Here is an 18,263-nt window from a genome sequence, read left to right on the forward strand (position 1 = left end):
AGCGGAAAGCAGCGATGTTAACCGGCGGACGGCAGCGCGGTCGCCAGCCATTGCGCCAGTTGGTCGGCGGCGTCGTCGGTCGCCTGGCGCAGCGCGGCCACACCGCCGGCCGCGTCCTGCGTCGGCGCGGGCGCCTGGACGGCGATGCGGGTCTGGCCCAGCACCTTGTGCCCGTTCACCAGCACCGCCTGCAGCACTACGCGGCCCTGGCTGGACGCGCCGTCCGGCGCGAAGACCTGCTCGAACTGCTGCAGCTGGACCTGCAGCTGCGGCGTCTGGCCGTTGACCCGTTCGCCCAGCACCGGCCCCTGGCGCGACAGGCGCTCGGTCAGGCGCTGACGCACCAGGTCCGACGGCGAGGAAGCCCAGCGGTAGGTGGCATAGGATTTGGGCGCCGCGCTGTCGCCGACGCGCCAGATGATGCCTGAGTCCGACAGCGCGGGCACCGACGTGTAGGCCAGCGCGATCGGCGCGCGCGCCGGCAGCTGCAAGGCGGGCCGCAGGTCAGCTCCCAGATCGAACACGGACGGCGGCGTGCCGACGCGGCCCACGCCGCAGCCGGCCAAAGCCAGCGTCAAGACCAGAAACGCGCTGCGCATCTTCATTTGGACGTGCTCCCAAAGCCGGCGAATCCGGCTTCGCCGGGTCCGGGCGCCGCCGGCGCGGGGCCGAACAGCAAGGATTGCGGCGTGCTGTCCACACGGCGCAGGGTGGAGGTGGCGCCGCGGGCGGCCTGGCCGATGTTCTGGGCCATGCCGGTAATGGCCGGCAGGGTCTCGCCGTCCAGCCGCGCCGCGGCCGACGCGATGTCGCTCAGGCTGCGCGTGGCGGTGGCCAGCGGGCCGTCGGGCGCGTTCAGGCGGGCCAGGGACTCGCGCGCCTGCTGCGCCAGATCGCCCACTTCGCGCGCGGCGCGGCCGGCTTGGCGCGAGGCGTCGCCCAGCGAATCGACCAGCGGCCCGATCTTGGCCATGGCCGGCTGCAACTCGCGGCTGGCGTTCTTGAGCGACTCGGTCAGCTCGCCGGCGTTGCGCAGCGCCGTGCCCAGCGCCTGCACGTTCTGCTCGCTCAGCACCAGCTTGAGTTGGTTGGTCGCTTCCTCGACGTTCGAGATCAGCTTGCCGCCGCGCTGCTCGAGCCGTTCGAAAAAGCCCGGTCGCAGCGGAATCGCGGCGGGCTCCGCCGCGGTCGAGGTCAGCCGCTTGAGCGAGCTGCCGTCGTCGCGCAGCTCAACGTTGGCCAAGCCCGTCACGCCCTGCACGCCCAGTTCGGCCCAGGTCGATTCGGTGATCGGCGTGGACGGCGCCACGCCGATGCGGATGCGCACCTGGCCCGGCTTGTCGGGGTTCAGCGCCAGCGACTGCACCTTGCCCACCGGCACGCCCTGGTAGCGCACGGTCGACTGCGAGTTCAGGCCGCTGACGGCGGTGGCGGAGACAATTTCATATGGCTGCAGCTGGGTCCGGTCCCGTCCGATCCAGATGGCCACCAGCGCGGCGGCGGCCAGCAAGACCAGCGTGAAGATACCGGCCATGAGCGCATGACTACGGTTTTCCATGTTGCAATCCCTTCGGCGCCAGGTCCCCGAGCGCGCGCAGGCCGCGTTCGCCCAGGAAGAATGTATGAATGAACGGGTGGTCGAATTTCAGGACTTCCGGCACCGTGTCGCACACGATCACCCGCTTGTCCGCCAGCACCGCCACGCGCGTGGCCAGCGCCAGCAGCGTGTCCAGATCGTGCGTCACCATGACGACGGTGAAGCCCAGCTGCCGGTGCAGGCTGCGCACCAGGTCGACGAACTCGTCCGAGCGCAGCGGATCCAGCCCCGCGGTAGGCTCGTCCAGGAACACCAGCTCGGGATCCAGCGACAGCGCGCGCGCCAGCGCCACCCGCTTGACCATGCCGCCGGACAGGTCCGATGGCCGCTTGCCGGCATCCTGCGCCGACAGGCCCACCATGGCCAGCCGGCACATCACCACGTCGTGCACCAGATCTTCGGGAATGGCGCGCAGTTCGCGCAGCGGCAGGGCCACGTTGTCGTACACCGACAGCGCCGAGAACAGCGCCCCGGCCTGGAACAGCATGCCCCAACGGTACGACAGGCGCCGCCGCTCGGCCGGCGCCAGATCGAACAGGGACTGGCCCAGCACGCGCACGGAACCGGCCGCCGGCCGCTCCAGGCCGATGATCTGCCGCAGCAGCACCGTCTTGCCCGTGCCCGAACCGCCCACCAGCACCATGATCTCGCCGCGAAAGACGGTCAGGTCCAGGTTGTCGTGCACCACGTGGTCGCCGAAGGCCGTGCGCAGGCCGCGCACCGAGATCACCGGTTCCGTGGTGACGCCGTCCTCGGCGAACAGGCGGTTCTGGGTCGCGGCGTTCATCGGCACCGTCCCATCAGATGCCCACCGTGCTGAAGATCACCGCGTACAGGGCGTCCAGCAGGATCACGCCCGTGATGGAGGTGACCACGGAGGTGGTAGTGCCGCGCCCCAGGCTTTCGGTGTTGGGCTGGATGCGCAGGCCGAAATGGCAGGCGATCAGCGCGATCAGCACGCCGAAAGTCACTCCCTTGAGGATGCCGATCCAGTAATTGGTGAGCGAGATCGCGTCCGGCAGCGAGGTCAGGAACCATTGCGCCGACACGCCCAGCTGCGCCTGCGCCGCCAGCATGCCGCCCAGCAGCGCCATGGCGTCGGTCCACAGCACCAGCAGCGGCATGACCACCGCCAGCGCCACGACGCGCGGCAGGATCAGGCGCTGCCCGTGCGAGATGCCCATGACCAGCATGGCATCCAGCTCCTGGGTCACCCGCATCACGCCGATCTGGGCGGTGATGGCCGAGCCCGACCGGCCCGCCACCAGGATGGCGGCCAGCACCGGCCCCAGCTCGCGCACGATGGACACGCCCAGCAGGCGCACGATGAAGCGGTCGGCGCCGACCATCTGCAATTGCTGCGCCGACAAATAGGACAAGACGACACCGATCAGGAAGCCCACCAGCGCCGTGATGCCCAGCGCCTGCGCGCCGGCCCGGTACACCTGGGCCGAGATCTCGCGCCATGGCCCCAGCCTCGGACGGCGCAGCATGGCGCCCAGATCCAGGATCAGCTGTCCCAGCATGATGAGCAGCGCGCGGCCATTGCCGGCCGCGCGGAACACGGCATCCCCCACGGCGCGCAGCCAGCCCCAGGGGTCTTCCTTGGCCGGCACATCGCGGGTGCCGCCCTTGTTCAGGGAAAGCGCGTTGAACACGTCCTGCTGGCCGGCCGCCCAGCGCACGCGCTCCGGCAGGCGTTCGCCCCAGGCCTGCCAGATCAGCAGCGCGCCGATGGTGTCCAGCCGGCTGATGCCGTGCAGATCCCAGCGCACGCCCTCGCCGCCCGCGGCGCGGGCCATGGCCTCGCGCCGGCGCTCGACCTCGCCGGGCTGGGCCAGCGCCAGCACGCTCCAGTCTCCCGCAACATGGCACACCCCGCCTTCCTTGCGGAAAGGCGCGGCGCCGGGCGGGCATGAGTTGGAATGGGGCATAGGGAAGACACACCGATGCAAAAATGTATCCGCCATCATATACGCTGCCGCGTTTCACTCGCGAGGCATTACCGGCGCCCGCCAAGGCCCTGCGGTCATACCGGGAACGGCCCTGGCCGCCTTTTGCCGGGATCCGGCGCTCCTGCCCTACAATCGCGGGCATGCCCGTTCAAGACCCATACGCCGCGCTGCCCGCGCCCGAAGCCCTGACCCGGGAACTCGGCTCGCGCCTGCCCGCCTTTCAAGACGTCGCCTGGACGGCCAGCACCGGCTCGACCAACGCCGACCTGCTGGGCCGCGCCCGCGCCGGACAAGGCGCCGGCAAGCCCTGGCTGCTGGGCACGCACCTGCAGGAAACCGGCCGCGGACGCGCCGGCCGCCCCTGGCAGAACCGCTCGGGCGCGACCCTGATGTTTTCCTGCGCCTTCGACGTGCACCTGCCCGCCGCCCAGCTGCCCGCGCTGTCACCGCTGGCCGGCGTCGCCGCCTGTGAGGCGCTGCGGTCCGTCGCGGGCCCCGGCTCGCGGCCCGGTCTGTGCATGAAATGGCCCAACGACGTCCAGTGGGGCGACGCCAAGCTGGCCGGCGTGCTGGTGGAAACCACGCGCAACCCCGGCGGCGCGGACGCCGGCTACACCGTGGTCATCGGCATGGGCGTGAACCTGATCGACGCCGACGCGCTGTCGCTGGCCCTGGGTCGCGACGTGGCCGACTGGACCCGCGTGGCCGCGCAATCGGACGCCCGGCCCTCGACGCCCGTGGACCTGGTCTGCGCCTCGGCCATGGCCTGGCACGACGCGGTGCGCACGCTGGAACGCGAAGGCTTCGGCGCCTTCGCGCAACGCTACGCCGACGTGGACGCGTTGGCCGGACGACCGGTGAACGTGCTGGACAAGGGCGCCGTGCTGATGAGCGGCACCGCCCGCGGCGTCGACGCGCAAGGCCGGCTGCTGCTGCGCACGGAGGCCGGCGACACGCCCGTCTCGGTCGGCGAAATCTCGATTCGGCCGCAAGCATGATCATTCTCATCGACTCCGGCAACAGCCGCCTGAAGGTCGGCTGGCTCGACGCCAACAATCCCGACATGCCGCGCGAGCCGGCCGCTGTCGCGTTCGACGGCCTGGACCTGGCGGCGCTGGACCGCTGGCTGGATGGCCTGCCCCGCCGCCCGCTGCGCGCCCTGGGCGTGAACGTGGCCGGCGACGCGCGCGGCGCGGCCATTGCCGAGATCCTGCTCAAGCGCGGCTGCGCCGTGACCTGGGCCCGCTCGCAGCCCAGCACGCTGGGGCTGACCAACGGCTACCGCCAGCCGGCCCAGCTGGGCTCGGACCGGTGGGCGTCGCTGCTGGGCGTGCTGTCGCGCCTGCCCGGCGCGCATCCTCCCTTCCTGCTGGCCAGCTTCGGCACCGCCACCACCATCGACACCGTGGGCCCCGACAATGTGTTCGCCGGCGGCCTGATCCTGCCCGGCCCCGCCATGATGCGCAACGCGCTGGCCCACGGCACCGCCAACCTGCCGGTCGCCGACGGCCGCGTCGTCGCCTATCCCGCCGATACGCACGAGGCGATCGCCTCCGGCATCGCCGCCGCGCAGGCCGGCGCGGTGGTGCGCCAATGGCTGGCCGGCCGCCAGCGCTATGGCGAAACGCCGCAGATCTTCGCGGCGGGCGGCGGCTGGCCCGAAGTCCACCAGGAAATCGAGCGCCTGCTCGCCGACGCCGGCGGCGCATTCGGCGCCACGCCCGTGCCGGTCTACCTGGACCATCCCGTGCTCGACGGCCTGGCCGCCATGGCCCGCGCCACGGCCGGCAATCCGGACTGAAGGGACGGGCCGGCCATGCGCGTGCTGTTCATCCTGATCCTGCTGGCGAACCTGTGGGCCTATGCGCTGGGACAAGGCATGCTCGGCATGCGACCCGAAGACGCGGGCCGCGACGCGCGGCGCCTGAACCAGGAATTGAACGCCGGGGCGGTCACGCTCACCGGCAAGGCCGCGCCGCAGCACTGACGGCCGATCGCCACGAACCCGGGGATGTCATGCCGCCTGGAAACCGGGCGATGGCGCTCTCAGGCCAGCCAGGGCGACAAGGCGCCCATCGTGCGCGCCACGGCGCCGGCATGCGTCTCGAACCACGCCCGCCCGGCCCGCCCCATCGACTGGCGGCGCGCATCGTCCTTCAGCAATTCCAGCGCCACCTGCACCGCCTGCCCGGCATCGGCCGCGCGCAGAACGCCGCCGGCCTCGATGGCCTCGATCGCCGCCTGCTGGAAATTGAACGTATGCGGCCCCACGATGACCGGCACCGCGGCCGCGCAGGCCTCGATCAGGTTCTGCCCGCCCAGCGGCGCAAAGCTGCCGGCGACAATCGCCACATCGCAGGCCGCGTAGTAGAAAGCCATTTCGCCCAGGCTGTCGCCCAGCAGCACCGCCGTGTCCGGCCCCGGCGATACATCCCGGGAACGCCGGACAAAGGGCAGCCCGGCCTCATCCAGCAGGCCCGCCGCTTCGTCGAAGCGCTGCGGATGCCGGGGAATCAGCAGGAACAAGGGCGCGCCCGGCAGGGCCGACACGCGCTTGATCGCATCGATGAAACCGGCATCTTCGCCTTCGCGCGTACTGGCGACCGCCACGACCGGCCGGCCCAGCGCCGCGCGCCACTGGCGTCCGGCGTCCACGCGCGCCGGCGGCAGCGTCAGGTCGAATTTCAAGCTGCCTGTCACCACGGCCTGCGGCGCGCCGGCCTGCCGCAGCCGCTCCGCGTCCTGCGGCGTCTGCGCCAGCACCAGGTCCAGGCCTGCCAGCGTTTCACGCATCACCGCGCCCATGCGGCGGGTCTGGCGCAGCGACGATTCGGAATAGCGGGCGCTGACCAGGCCCATCGGCACGCGCTGGGCACCCGCCGCGGCCAGCAGGTTCGGCCAGATTTCGCGTTCGATCAGCAGGCCGCAGCGCGGCCGCCAGCGCGCCAGGAAACGGCGGGTGGCGCCGGGAAAGTCGTAGGGCAGCCAGGCCTGGCGCAGCTGGCCGCGCGCGATGGCGTCGGCGAACAGGCGCTCGCCTTCCGCCCGTCCCGTCGCCGTGATGTGCGTCAAGAGCACCGGCAGGCCGCGATCCAGCAGGGCTTGCAGCAGGGGCTGCGCGGCGCGCGTCTCGCCCAGGCTGACGGCATGCACCCAGACAGGCGCGGCGAACGAGGCCGGCGGCATTGCGCCGCGGCCGAAACGTTCGGCGGAGAAAATCTGCCACTGCCCGCCGGCGCGACGCGCCCGGTGAGCCATCCAGAGCCAGACCAGGGGCGAGGCGGCCCGCAGCGCCAGGGTATAGACGCCGCGGTTCATGTCATTTGGCGGCCAGCGCCTGCTCGACCGAGGCCATGACCGCCTCGCGCGAGGGCGAAGCGCCGCGATCGCCAAGGCTGGCGGTGTAGTTCGAGCCGACCAGCGGCGTGCGGACCGGGGTCGAGGCCCGATAGATGCCGATCGTGGGGCGGCCCAGCGCGGCGGAAAGATGCGTCAGGCCGCTGTCCAGGCCTACCATGAGGCGGGATCCGGCCAAGAGGCGGGCGACGTCCGTGAGGCTCATGCGCGGCAAGACCTCGGCGCCGTCCATGCCGGCGACCAGCAGGCGGGCGCGCTCGGCTTCCTGTTCGTTGCCAGCCAGCAGCTTCAGGGCGCAACCGGCGTCGCGCAGGCGGCGGAACACAACGCGCCAGTCGTCCTCGGGCCAGAGCTTGTCGTCCCGGCTGGCGGACGGCATGACCACGGCATAGCCCCGGTCCAGGTCCAGATGGTGCAGCTTGGGCATGTCGGATACGTTGAGCCCCTCGCTCGGGACATCGTGAACCGTATCGCCGGCCAGGCCCGGCCCGCCCTGCCGTGCAAAAGACTGCAAACCGAAGTCCGGCTGCCCGGCATATTGGTAACCGAAGGTCAGCGCCGCCAGCTTGCGCTGGCGGATCACCGCCGGTTGCCAGAACTCCACCTTGTGGCGGACGTTGTAGAACAGGGACGCCAGCGGCTCGCGCGCGGAGCGCCAGTCCAGGCCATGGCGCACGCCGCGCGCCTGGCGCACCAGCCAGGCGGACTTGAGCAGAGCCTGCATGTCCAGCACGATGTCGTACTTCTTGGCGCGCAGTCGCTCGCGCAGCGCCTTGCGCTCGGCCCGCACCTGGCCCGACCACCATGCCTTGCGCCAACGACGGTGGGCGACCTTGATGACCTCGTTCACGGCGGGGTGCCAGGCGGGGATCTCGGCGAACGCTTCTTCGGCGACCCAGTCGATTTCAGCGTCCGGCACATGGCGGGCGATATCCGAAATGGCGGGCAGCATATGCACGAGATCGCCCAGGGACGATGTGCGGACAATGAGAATGCGGGTTGGCATCAAGAGACGGGAAAACGGACCAGGAACGGGTAGTTCGCGAATTTACACCACATCCGGCACCGGAGGCCGGCCAGCCGTTGCGGCGAGAAAGCCGCTGTCCGTTGCCTTACCGATCAACGTCATGAAAACAGGGGGAAGCACCCAGACAGGAAAGGCGTAGCGCGCCTGCACCTCGAAGAATACGCCGTGCAAAACGATCAACGCCATGGCCGGAACAAGAGAAACGCCAAGCACGCACAAATCAAATCGAAGCGACCTGGCACGCGCTAGCGCCATCGTCGACGCGGCAAGAAACAGCACAATCATGATTTGCAACATGCCCCCGATCCAATGAGAGGCATTGACAAGCATGCGGGCTCGCGCCTCATAGGCGAGCCGCATCTCGTCGGTTCTGGCAACATGGCTTTGCTGCGCCGCCGCGTCCACCTCCGACACATCCACCCCCATGCTGTCCGCCAAGATCCGATCTTGGCGGTAGCGCTGGGACCCCTCCAACCAAGAAGCAAACCAATCTCGGAAGCCCAGCAAGCGGGAAATCTTGCATGCATACAGCCCAGGCAGATTCTTCCAACCGACTTCCCTCTGCCGGTCCAATATGAACGGCACCAAAGGCTCTGCCCTGCGATCCAGGCCAAAACGCGCGCGGCTTTCCGACCACCGGCCGCAAGTCTCCTTGCCATCCCCCATATCATGGCCAATGGCGACCACTGCGCGCACCACGCCGGGAGCATATTGACTGGTGCGGGAATGATTCAACAGGCTGCGCTCTAGCAAGTTGGCCACAAGGAGCCCGCCAAGCACGATCAGCACCCCCGCGAGGCCTGCTGAAAACCGGTGCCCTTTCAAGCGGCTTGTCTCCTCTGAGGCACACATTCCGTGTTGGATCAACATCAGTGCGACACCGGAAACGATCATCACCGGCGCATAGATCGGGCGCAACGATGCACTCAAGGCTAGCGACAATAGCGCTCCCGTGGCCGTCAGCCAGCGACGCGACGACGGGCCCTGGCATGTGAGCAGACGCATCCCGATCACAAACGCGCTCAACGCCATCAAATCGGTAGCCACCAGCGCTGCCGCAGGGGTGGCGGCAAGAATGGCCAGTATCACCACGCCCGCACCCGAGAGCGACGTCATGCGATTGCCCGGCCACCTGCCTGAAGGCAATATGGCGAAGACTGCCAGGACCGCGCAACATATGTTGAGCAATGCCGCCGCGGCGTACGGCGCAATGCCGGCTGCCCTCATTGGAGCGAACAGCCAACCCACCACACCACCCTTGTGGTACAGATCAGGCGCTTGCGCGATCATCCAGTAATACAGGAAATCGGAAACGGGTTCTGGACGAAACACCATCGCTATGGCCAGGAAAGCCACAATCACGAGCAAGACAGCAGCACTCCGTCCAATCCCTACTTGCCGTAAGCGCATGTCTACCTTTCACCAATACCGGCTACAAGCGCGGCGCACAGTGGAACTGCCTCAAGAGGGGCGCAATTTTACGGAATTTCTTGCTATCGTAATGGACCTCCGGGCGCCAAGCGCCATAGAGAGCCTTTCCGCCTGCGGCCCATGCACCGCCGTTCATCCCGTTGAATAATGAAAATCCTTACCGTATTCGGCACTCGTCCCGAAGCCATCAAGATGGCGCCTCTGGTTCAGGCACTTGCCGACAACCCGGCAATCGAATCGAAAGTCTGCGTAACAGCGCAGCATCGTGAAATGCTGGACCAGGTTCTCGCGCTGTTCGGCATCAAGCCTGACTTCGACTTGAATATCATGAAGCCGGGCCAAGACATGACTGCCGTCACGGCGGGAATTCTATCTGGCATGCAAGGCGTCTTGCAGCAATTTCAACCTGACTACGTGCTGGTACACGGCGACACCGCAACGACCCTGGCTGCATCATTGGCTGCGTATTACCAGAGGATTCCCGTCGGTCATGTAGAGGCTGGCCTGCGTACAGGTGATATCTACTCCCCTTGGCCGGAAGAAGCCAACCGCAAGTTGACCGGCGCCTTGGCGCAGATCCACTTCGCCCCTACCGACACTTCCAAGGCCAATCTCCTGGGCGAGGGCGTACCCGCAAGCGCCATTGTGGTAACAGGCAATACGGTCATCGATGCCTTGTTGACCATCACCGAGAATATCAAAAACGATCTCGCGCTGCGCCAGAAACTCGAGGCCAGCTTTCCCTACTTGCGAACGGACCGCCGCGTGATTCTCATCACCGGTCATCGCCGTGAGAGTTTCGGCGCCGGCTTTGAGCGCATCTGCGAAAGTGTCGCCGCCGCTGCGGCGGAATTTCCAAACGAAGATTTCATCTATCCCGTGCACCTGAATCCCAATGTGCGGGAACCAGTCACCCGTCTACTTCGCGATCTGAAGAACGTCTACCTGATCGAACCACAGGATTACCTGCCATTTGTTTACCTGATGATGCGGGCTCACATCATTCTGACTGACTCGGGTGGCATCCAGGAAGAAGCGCCATCACTCGGCAAACCCGTGCTGGTAATGCGCGATACGACTGAGCGTCCCGAGGCCGTGGCGGCCGGCACGGTACGCCTGGTCGGCACGGACGTGGCATTGATCACAGGTCAACTCAGGCTGCTGCTGTCGGATACCGCGGAGTATCAAAAGATGAGCTTCGCTCACAACCCATACGGTGATGGAAAAGCCAGCGAGCGCATTGTGCAAACCCTGCTGCAGCGTCGTTGAGACATCGACTGGTTCATCCCTGAAGAACGGCAGTCCTTCAGGGACGAGCGAGAAAAGCTAAAGATCTATTCTACGTAGCCGTCAGGATTCTTCTGCTGCCAATTCCAGCCATCCCGACACATATCTTCGATCGAGTGCATCGCGCTCCATTTGAGGATGCGATTCGCCGCAGATACGTCCGCCCACGCCTCCGCGATGTCTCCATTGCGACGGCCTCGGACCTCAAAGGGAACGGAGACTCCGTTCGTTGCCTCAAAAGTCTGGATCAACTGCAACACCGACGTGCCTCGGCCGGTACCCAGATTGAAGGAATGAAAACCGCGAACATCGTTTTCAGACGCCCAGTCAACCGCCTTGACGTGCCCAGCGGCCAGGTCCGAAACGTGGATGTAGTCGCGCACACCGCTGCCATCGACGGTTGGATAATCCGTCCCAAAAACCGGCAACACAGGCAAGCTGCCGATTGCAGCCCGAGTTATGTATGGAAAAAGATTATTGGGAATCCCCAGGGGCTGATCTCCGATTTGTCCGCTGCCATGGGCTCCAATCGGATTGAAATACCGCAAGGCGATGCCGGCGAAATCAGGGTTGGCTTCACAATGATCTCGCAATATCTGCTCCACCATCGCCTTGGTTTGGCCATAAGGATTCGACGGTCCGATTGCGTGCTGTTCCGTATAGGGCAAATCTGAAGCCGGACGATATACCGTTGCCGAGGAACTGAACACCATTTGTCGTATTCCAGCGGTGTGCATTGCGGCAAGAAGATTCAAGGTCCCTGTCACGTTGACATCATAATACCTCAGCGGATGACTGACGGATTCACCGACAGCTTTCAACGCCGCAAAGTGCAATACGCACGATACGGGTTCACCCTTCTCCGCGCATTCCGCAAAAAGGCGCTTCAAGATCCCCATATCTCGAACATCGCCGCGCACGAACGGAACATCCGCGCCAGTTATTTTTTCAACGCGCGCCAATGCCAATTGACTGCTGTTTGAAAAATCATCAAGCACCAGCACCCTGTGACCAGCATCCAGCAGACATACTAAAGTATGCACACCTATATAGCCGGCACCGCCAGTCACAAATATCGTTTTCTTCATTTTCTCAGGGCAGAATACCTTTCTGCCGATTGATCAGGCACCAGCAAAGCCACGCAGCAGGCGGCGCTTCAGAAACTGATAAGCACGCAAGGGGAGGCCCAACAGCTTCTCAATACCTCTGTCCACCCTCTGCAAGCGCGGAATCAATGCCCAGAACCATGTAATCGGGCAATAGCGGAACATCCGTGCAAGCGCAATCTTCTTCTGCACGCCTCGGCCAAAAGACTCTTCTATGATGCCGGATTTTATCCAGTCACTCTTGAAGTTCTTATCGACAACAGAGAAGATTTCTTGCAGCGCGTGGATACGGCTATAGCCCTGCAGCGTCTTGACCTTGCTGACCCATGCCGTGCAATGCCGGGCAACGTACCACATCAACTGAGTACGGTTGCGATCAAACTCGCCCTTCTTGCGATAAAACGCAAGCATATCCTCCAGCACCGGAACGATATTCAAGATACGTTTGTCAGTCTGTTTCATCGACTGGGTGGGTCGAGTGATATCGTAGTTATATAGTTCCTTGTCTACATAGTAGATTTTCTTTGCCACCAGATAGCTCTTGGGAACGAAATTCGCATCTGCAAAGATCACCCCCGCCAACAGGCGCACATCGGGGTCGGCAAAGATGGACCGATGGTACAACCGGCCACAAGGCGTAGCCCAATTCTTGTACAAAAGATCACGATCCTCCCGCCCCAATTCCCGCTCGCCTTCAAACGGCAAGGGCTTGAAAGGCGCGGTACTGCCGGTGTAGCAATAAAGCAAGTTTCCGATCAGCAAATCAGCGCCGGTGACTCGCGCCTTCTCGTACATGAACTCCAGAGAATCCGCATCAAGGAAATCATCGCCATCCACGATGGCAATATACTCGCCAGTCGCACGGTCAATGCCGTAATTGCATGCCGCCCCATGCCCGCCATTTGTCTTTATGTGCGGCTTGAATATATCGGGTCTGCGCGCGACGTATTCGTCAATTATCAATTGACTGTCATCCGTGCCGCCATCATTCACAACCAGCACTTCGATATCCTGCAAAGTCTGGTTCTCCAGCGAACGCAGGCACCTGTCTATGTAAAACTCCAGATTGTAGACAGGGACGACAACGCTTACTTTAGGGCTCATTTCGACTCATCACCCTTGAATTCTTTGTCAAACACGTCAAGCGCGCGCTCAATGATATTATTCATATCGTAATAGCGGTATTCAGCCAGCCGCCCGACGAGCATCAGTTGTTGATACTCCCTGGCAAGTTCCAGATATTTCCCATAGAGCGCGGCATTGCTATCCTTGGGGATGGGATAGTAGGGAATGCTCTGCGCCGGGACCAGACGATCATACGCCTGGGGATACTCCTTCATGATGGTAGTCTTCTCTGGAACACTGGCCATCAGGTACTTGTATTCCGTGATGCGAGTATAGAGCTGCGTATTCGGATAATTGACAGTCGCACAAGGCTGATAGAACTCGACATCGTGAGTTTCCAAATCAAACCGCAACGAACGATAAGGCAACTCTCCGAACTTGTAGCCAAAAAGCTCGTCAATGGGACCGGTATAGATCACGCCGCCCTCGTAGGGCTCGCCCATGAAGAGAATCTTCCCGGAATTCGGCTCAAACGACAGAACATCCACCGCCTTGGTACTGAGGCGCACCTCAATCAAAGGATTGGCGAGCATTCTTTCGAACATCTTCGTGTAGCCATCCTTTGGCAACGCTTGATGCTGCTCCTGGAAATAACGATCGTCATACGAGATATGGACTGGCACGCGCGCCGTGATCGTTTCGAAATCCAGATTCTCCGGCTTGTCACCCCATTGCTTGGTCGTGTAGTTCAGATAAACGTTCTCAAACACGAACTCACCAAATTCGCGGATACGCTCATCTGCATGCTTGCGCAACGCGGAAACCGGCACCTTCACATCCATGCCGAATTCGGCCACCAGCAGAGCCTTGAGTTCTTCCGCCTGATCAGGCAACAGTCGTTCCAGCGATGTCAGGTTGAACGGCACCGGGACCAATTGGTCCTTTACACTCGCCAAAACCCGATGCTGGTATGGGTGCCAACCAGTAAATTGCGAGATGTAGTGCAATACGCGAGGACTATTCGTCCGGAACAGATGCGGCCCGTACTTGTGAATCACAACGCCGTGTTCGTCCACATAGTCATACATGTTGCCCGCAATATGATCGCGTTGCTCGATCAGCAATATTTTCTTGCCGTTTTCCGAGGCCAGGCGCTCGGCCAATATGGAGCCAGCGAAACCCGCGCCCACAATAATAAAATCATACGCTGCCATCATCTACTCCTTCACAACCGATCTGATTGCGTTTTCCATCTGCGGCGCAATCGTATTAATAGAATAATCAGCATAGACGCTGAAATCCGGAGTTACCTTCCCATCCAGATATCTCTTCAAGATATAGGCAATTCGATCGACCCGGAGGTCGGCGATCAGATTTCGGCTTCTTAGAAGGATATCGGCAGTCGGCCCAACTGCCATGGTCACCGCTGCGATGGGCTTCATTGCTCCCATATAGTCGGCGAGCTTGCCAGGGAAGAACGGATTGCATTTTATGCCATCTTCTTCCTCGTTGAACATCCCATCAACAAGTAACAAAACATCAGATTGCCTCATGAGTTCAAGGCTGTCCAGATAGGACACCGCCGATTCAAAATGCACATGATCGGCATTCCTCATTCCAGTATGTGCATTCAAGTCATTCGGATAAGGCGATGCCCCATAAAAGCGGACTTCAAATTTCTGCTTGTATTCCGGATATATATCGAGCAAGCGGTCAACCGCCTGCAAGATTGGCTGCGCAGTACGCTTTACATGGTAAAGCGTACCCAAGTGGGAGAATACGAATTTGGTGCTTTCATTCTGCACGCCAACTCCGTACATTGCCGGATCGAAACAATGCGGAATCACAACCGCCTTGCTCGCGTACTTCGCCAGGTCACCAGAGAACATCAGGTCTCGCTGGTATTCATTATTCAGAAGAATAATATCTGCATTACGCAGGGTCTCTTCTTCGATAAACGTATCCTCCTTGACCAGAGGATATCCCGGCATATGGGCGATATAAGGATTGCGTGCAAACAAGTCGCCAAAATACGCAATCCATGGAATCCCTGGATATTTTTGACGAATGCGCGCCGCAGCCTCGTGGCTGATCAACTCATTGGAATGCGAAATGATGAAATCGAACTTTCGATCAGCGGCCTCAAAAATTCTCAAAACTTCGTTGCAGAACTTCTCGCGCGCAGACACGGTGCGGGGATTTTTGTGATCAACCCTGATCTCCACGCGCTCGATACGCGCGTTCCCGGGACAACGCAATAGGCGATCATCCTTGATTTCCCTCGCGACCTGCGCCACAAGGTAGTCGATGTTCGTGTTCTTGATACGCTTATAGAAATCAATATCCGCTGATCCAATATAAGGCGCAAAGAACCAAGATATGGCGAATCCGTTGGTTTTATTCATAGTATTCAGTGGAACTTCAATTTCTAAAAATTCTCTTCAAGCTTTCCGAGACGAATCTTAGCGAGCGGGTCATACGCCATGTATTGCTATTTTTTATGGCGATCAATTCACTGTTCAAAGCGCCAATCTGGCGCTCCAGCGCCTCTACCTGTCCAGCCTTCAGTTCCACCTCTTCATGTCTCGCATGCAGCGCAGCCTGCATCTTTGCAGTCTCGTCTACCAGGCGCTCATTCTCGACATGCGCGGCCTGCAATCGACGGGATGTTTCGGCCGCGTCAACGGAGATCGCAATGTCATCTCCCAAGAAATCCGCCAGAACCAGTCCCTTTGATTCCATCCAGATCTTTTTCACATAAACCAGGACTATCTGCTCGCCATACCAATACGTCGGATCCATGGGAAAACAGTCAATCACCTTTGCATATCCCAACAGCCAGTCGGGATGAGGCATCAAAGGGATGTTCTCCGACAAGAAGGTGTAGAAGTGCTCGGCGATGCGATCCAATTCGCGATACGGCAAGGTCAAGACCACAGAGTGTTCTGCATGCCGGAACAGGTCCTGGATTATATTGAATGGCTCTGAAAAATGTTCAAGCGTATTCGAGGAGAATACCAGATCGAATTTCTCATGCTGTCCATCGCCATGGAGCCAATCCTGCGCATCAAAATGAACCGCAGGATATGCTGCTCGCGCCTTGGCAACCGCCGATTCGGCAAAATCGATGCCCGTCACTCGATTACGCGCAAAGAAGTCCGCGAGAACCGCCGTGCCGTCACCCTGCGCGCACCCCCAATCACAGACAGACCAATTACCGTTCTTGACGGCAGCCGTCAACCAGACCGGCAAGTTGTCCAACGCCACCTTGGCGAAGAACCTCGATTGCTCCCGGCCTAAATTGGATTCCCAATCCCGCTCGAATCGACCATTCCAATATTCGTGGCTATTAATATCCATCTCACTCATGCCGAGCCCCCATCAAGCGTAATAACAACATCGGGCCGGAAAATTCCCATGAGTTTCTTTGAAGAAACAACTGAAAAATAGTGCGCACCTTCAACATATTCGAAATAGGATGCGCCCGCCGATCTTATATCTTCCAATGCAGCAACCAACAGGTACTTCCCTGGCGCGAGGTAATTTGCAAAACTGAAATTGATCCGTACCTGCGACTGGACATCGTCGATCTCCATGGCGCCGTTTTCCTGTGTACTGGCGACGAGCAGATCCACTCCTTTTTCATTTTTTATGGAAAAAGCCACACCAACGTCGCGCAGATCCACGCCCTTCGGAGGCTGGAATACGATTTTGACGCAAAGACTCTCACCCCAATCGAACACATCCTTGCGCTGACCCACTGCGGTATGCACGGCAGCATGGCTGACCAATCCCGTCTGTGTACCCCAATGCGAGGCCGGTTTTTCATCCAAATGCATGCTCATCGGCTCATCAACGACTGTCGCGTCGGGAGTCGAGTTCATCGTCGTGGTCTGTTGCGGCGCATTTTCTGTTGACGCCTCCGAACCGTTTTCGTCCAGGTAAATGAATTCCGCATATTTGCTGGTGACGTTGGACACTTCACCCATCATGCGCAAAGAACCCTTGTCCAACCAGACGGCCCGCTGGCACAGCGTCCGCACCGAGCTCACATCGTGGCTGACAAACAGCACCGCCGCACCAGCGTTCTGAATATCCTTGATACGCCGCATGCATTTATATTGAAATCTGGCGTCACCTACCGCAAGGGCCTCGTCGACGATCAACAGGTCCGGCGTTGCATTGATGGCGACGGCAAACGCCAACCGGACATACATCCCGCTGGAATATACCTTTACCGGTTGATCTATGAAGCTGCCGATATCTGCGAATGCGGCAATGCTGTCGAAGCGCTCATCAGTCTCGCGTCGCGTCAAACCCAGAATGGCCGCATTCAGGTAAACATTTTCACGGCCGGTAAACTCCGGATTAAAACCAGCACCCAATTCCAGAAGCGCCGCGATGCGGCCGCTAGTCCAAATATCCCCCGACGTCGGCGTCAGAGTGCCGCAAATCATCTGCAGCAATGTGGACTTGCCGGATCCATTTCGGCCAATGATACCGACGGTTTCACCGCGGCGCACTTCGAACGACAGATCGCGCAGAGCCCAGAATTCCTTATAATATTGTCGCCGCCCGAATGAGCACATTTGCAGCAACCGGTCGCGCGGCTTGTCGTAAAGATGGAAACATTTGCTCAGATTATTGACCGAGATCGCCAAGGAATCAGAGGACATCTGCAAACCCCTTCCTGGTACGCTGAAACCACGCATATCCGAGGATAGCGATCAAGCAAGCAGCAGTTGTATACAAGAACCAAACTCGCCATTCAATGCCGACACCCCAGAATAGAACATTGCGGGCTTGCTCAACGACAACAGTCAGCGGGCTCAGATGGAGAAAATCCCTATATCGTTCCGGCAATGAAGTCGCCGAATAGAATATGGGCGACATGAACATCAACACGGTGGTGACAATTCCTATGAATTGCGACACATCGCGCAGAAATACTCCTAGCGCTGACAAAAACCAGCTCACGCCCAAGACCAGGATGATGAGGGGCAGGACTACAATCGGGAAAAGCAATATGGTTGCGTGCGGCACGCCATAGAAGATCAAATAGAAGACGATCCACACAGCCAAGCTGATAAGCAAATGAAAAAAGGCCGAGCCCAAAGCTACGCACGGCAGGATTTCCAAGGGGAAAACCACCTTCTTTACATAGTTGACGTTCGACAGGATCAATGCCGGAGACCGGTTGATGCACTCAGCGAAGAAATTGAAGATCATGAGACCCGCGAACAGGACCAATGCGAATTCTGTTTTCGATTCGGTGCCTCCCGGCCAACGAGCCTTGAACACGACGCTGAAGACAAACGTGTACACCAGCAACATGAAAATCGGATTGAAAAAGGACCACAACAATCCGAAGGCCGAGCCCCGATAGCGGCCCACGACCTCCCGCTTCACCAGATCGCCGATCAACGCTCGATATCTGA

General features: G+C 61.1%; 18 protein-coding genes. 4 read left to right on the top strand and 14 right to left on the bottom strand.

Annotated features, from left to right (window positions below):
• Positions 1 to 17 precede the first annotated feature (17 nt).
• From ACEU5R_RS13010 to ACEU5R_RS13025, 4 genes are read right to left on the bottom strand one after another with little or no spacing between them, the layout of a single operon-like run.
• Positions 18 to 605 carry an ABC-type transport auxiliary lipoprotein family protein gene (locus ACEU5R_RS13010; RefSeq protein WP_103271645.1) on the bottom strand — a complete coding sequence of 196 codons (588 nt, stop codon included), beginning with the start codon at positions 603 to 605 and terminating at the stop codon, positions 18 to 20.
• The gene (locus ACEU5R_RS13015) at positions 602 to 1,558 is read right to left on the bottom strand and encodes an MlaD family protein (protein ID WP_392410457.1); all 957 of its coding nucleotides are present in this window, start codon (positions 1,556 to 1,558) and stop codon (positions 602 to 604) included. Before ACEU5R_RS13015 ends, ACEU5R_RS13010 begins: the two co-directional genes overlap by 4 nt.
• Positions 1,545 to 2,384 (bottom strand): ABC transporter ATP-binding protein, encoded by an 840-nt coding sequence (locus ACEU5R_RS13020; protein ID WP_103271647.1) that lies wholly within the window; start codon positions 2,382 to 2,384, stop codon positions 1,545 to 1,547. Before ACEU5R_RS13020 ends, ACEU5R_RS13015 begins: the two co-directional genes overlap by 14 nt.
• A 13-nt stretch (positions 2,385 to 2,397) precedes the next feature.
• Positions 2,398 to 3,531 (bottom strand): MlaE family ABC transporter permease, encoded by a 1,134-nt coding sequence (locus ACEU5R_RS13025; RefSeq protein WP_392410458.1) that lies wholly within the window; start codon positions 3,529 to 3,531, stop codon positions 2,398 to 2,400.
• A 161-nt stretch (positions 3,532 to 3,692) separates the two neighbouring features.
• Between ACEU5R_RS13025 and ACEU5R_RS13030 the strand changes: the two genes are divergently transcribed.
• From ACEU5R_RS13030 to ACEU5R_RS13040, 3 genes are read left to right on the top strand one after another with little or no spacing between them, the layout of a single operon-like run.
• Positions 3,693 to 4,550 carry a biotin--[acetyl-CoA-carboxylase] ligase gene (locus ACEU5R_RS13030; RefSeq protein WP_103271649.1) on the top strand — a complete coding sequence of 286 codons (858 nt, stop codon included), beginning with the start codon at positions 3,693 to 3,695 and terminating at the stop codon, positions 4,548 to 4,550.
• Complete coding sequence (locus tag ACEU5R_RS13035; protein ID WP_392410459.1) at positions 4,547 to 5,353, top strand: type III pantothenate kinase; 807 nt, start codon at positions 4,547 to 4,549, stop codon at positions 5,351 to 5,353. Before ACEU5R_RS13030 ends, ACEU5R_RS13035 begins: the two co-directional genes overlap by 4 nt.
• A gap of 15 nt (positions 5,354 to 5,368) precedes the next feature.
• A complete protein-coding gene (locus tag ACEU5R_RS13040) occupies positions 5,369 to 5,539 on the top strand; it encodes a hypothetical protein (protein WP_392410460.1) in 171 nt (56 codons plus the stop codon).
• A gap of 59 nt (positions 5,540 to 5,598) precedes the next feature.
• On the opposite strand, the gene ACEU5R_RS13045 is transcribed toward ACEU5R_RS13040, so the two are convergent.
• Genes ACEU5R_RS13045 through ACEU5R_RS13055 form a run of 3 tightly spaced genes read right to left on the bottom strand, consistent with a single transcriptional unit; the run spans position 5,599 to position 9,304 of the window.
• The gene (locus ACEU5R_RS13045) at positions 5,599 to 6,870 is read right to left on the bottom strand and encodes a 3-deoxy-D-manno-octulosonic acid transferase (protein WP_392410461.1); all 1,272 of its coding nucleotides are present in this window, start codon (positions 6,868 to 6,870) and stop codon (positions 5,599 to 5,601) included.
• A 1-nt stretch (position 6,871) separates the two neighbouring features.
• Positions 6,872 to 7,915, bottom strand: coding sequence for a lipopolysaccharide heptosyltransferase I (waaC, locus tag ACEU5R_RS13050; protein WP_392410462.1), 1,044 nt, complete (start codon positions 7,913 to 7,915; stop codon positions 6,872 to 6,874).
• A gap of 42 nt (positions 7,916 to 7,957) precedes the next feature.
• Positions 7,958 to 9,304: a hypothetical protein gene (locus ACEU5R_RS13055; RefSeq protein ID WP_392410463.1), complete on the bottom strand. Its 1,347-nt coding sequence runs from the start codon at positions 9,302 to 9,304 to the stop codon at positions 7,958 to 7,960.
• A gap of 210 nt (positions 9,305 to 9,514) precedes the next feature.
• On the opposite strand from ACEU5R_RS13055, the gene wecB reads away from it, so the two are divergent.
• The gene (gene wecB / locus ACEU5R_RS13060; protein WP_103271654.1) at positions 9,515 to 10,636 is read left to right on the top strand and encodes a non-hydrolyzing UDP-N-acetylglucosamine 2-epimerase; all 1,122 of its coding nucleotides are present in this window, start codon (positions 9,515 to 9,517) and stop codon (positions 10,634 to 10,636) included.
• 65 nt (positions 10,637 to 10,701) lie between these two features.
• On the opposite strand, the gene galE is transcribed toward wecB, so the two are convergent.
• From galE to ACEU5R_RS13095, 7 genes are read right to left on the bottom strand one after another with little or no spacing between them, the layout of a single operon-like run.
• Positions 10,702 to 11,742: a UDP-glucose 4-epimerase GalE gene (gene galE, locus ACEU5R_RS13065; RefSeq protein WP_103271655.1), complete on the bottom strand. Its 1,041-nt coding sequence runs from the start codon at positions 11,740 to 11,742 to the stop codon at positions 10,702 to 10,704.
• Between the two features lie 33 nt (positions 11,743 to 11,775).
• Positions 11,776 to 12,864 carry a glycosyltransferase family 2 protein gene (locus ACEU5R_RS13070; RefSeq protein ID WP_103271656.1) on the bottom strand — a complete coding sequence of 363 codons (1,089 nt, stop codon included), beginning with the start codon at positions 12,862 to 12,864 and terminating at the stop codon, positions 11,776 to 11,778.
• Positions 12,861 to 14,042 carry a UDP-galactopyranose mutase gene (glf, locus tag ACEU5R_RS13075; RefSeq protein ID WP_103271657.1) on the bottom strand — a complete coding sequence of 394 codons (1,182 nt, stop codon included), beginning with the start codon at positions 14,040 to 14,042 and terminating at the stop codon, positions 12,861 to 12,863. The genes ACEU5R_RS13070 and glf overlap by 4 nt, the downstream gene beginning before the upstream one ends.
• Entirely contained in the window at positions 14,043 to 15,230 is a 1,188-nt protein-coding gene (locus ACEU5R_RS13080; RefSeq protein ID WP_103271658.1) for a hypothetical protein, read from the bottom strand.
• A 16-nt stretch (positions 15,231 to 15,246) separates the two neighbouring features.
• Entirely contained in the window at positions 15,247 to 16,194 is a 948-nt protein-coding gene (locus ACEU5R_RS13085; protein ID WP_103271659.1) for a trans-aconitate 2-methyltransferase, read from the bottom strand.
• A complete protein-coding gene (locus ACEU5R_RS13090; RefSeq protein WP_103271660.1) occupies positions 16,191 to 17,501 on the bottom strand; it encodes an ABC transporter ATP-binding protein in 1,311 nt (436 codons plus the stop codon). Before ACEU5R_RS13090 ends, ACEU5R_RS13085 begins: the two co-directional genes overlap by 4 nt.
• The gene (locus tag ACEU5R_RS13095; protein WP_233772635.1) at positions 17,491 to 18,249 is read right to left on the bottom strand and encodes an ABC transporter permease; all 759 of its coding nucleotides are present in this window, start codon (positions 18,247 to 18,249) and stop codon (positions 17,491 to 17,493) included. Before ACEU5R_RS13095 ends, ACEU5R_RS13090 begins: the two co-directional genes overlap by 11 nt.
• Positions 18,250 to 18,263: the final 14 nt, after the last annotated feature.

It is taken from the genome of Achromobacter sp. 413638, from assembly GCF_043119405.1.
Taxonomy (GTDB): domain Bacteria; phylum Pseudomonadota; class Gammaproteobacteria; order Burkholderiales; family Burkholderiaceae_B; genus Achromobacter.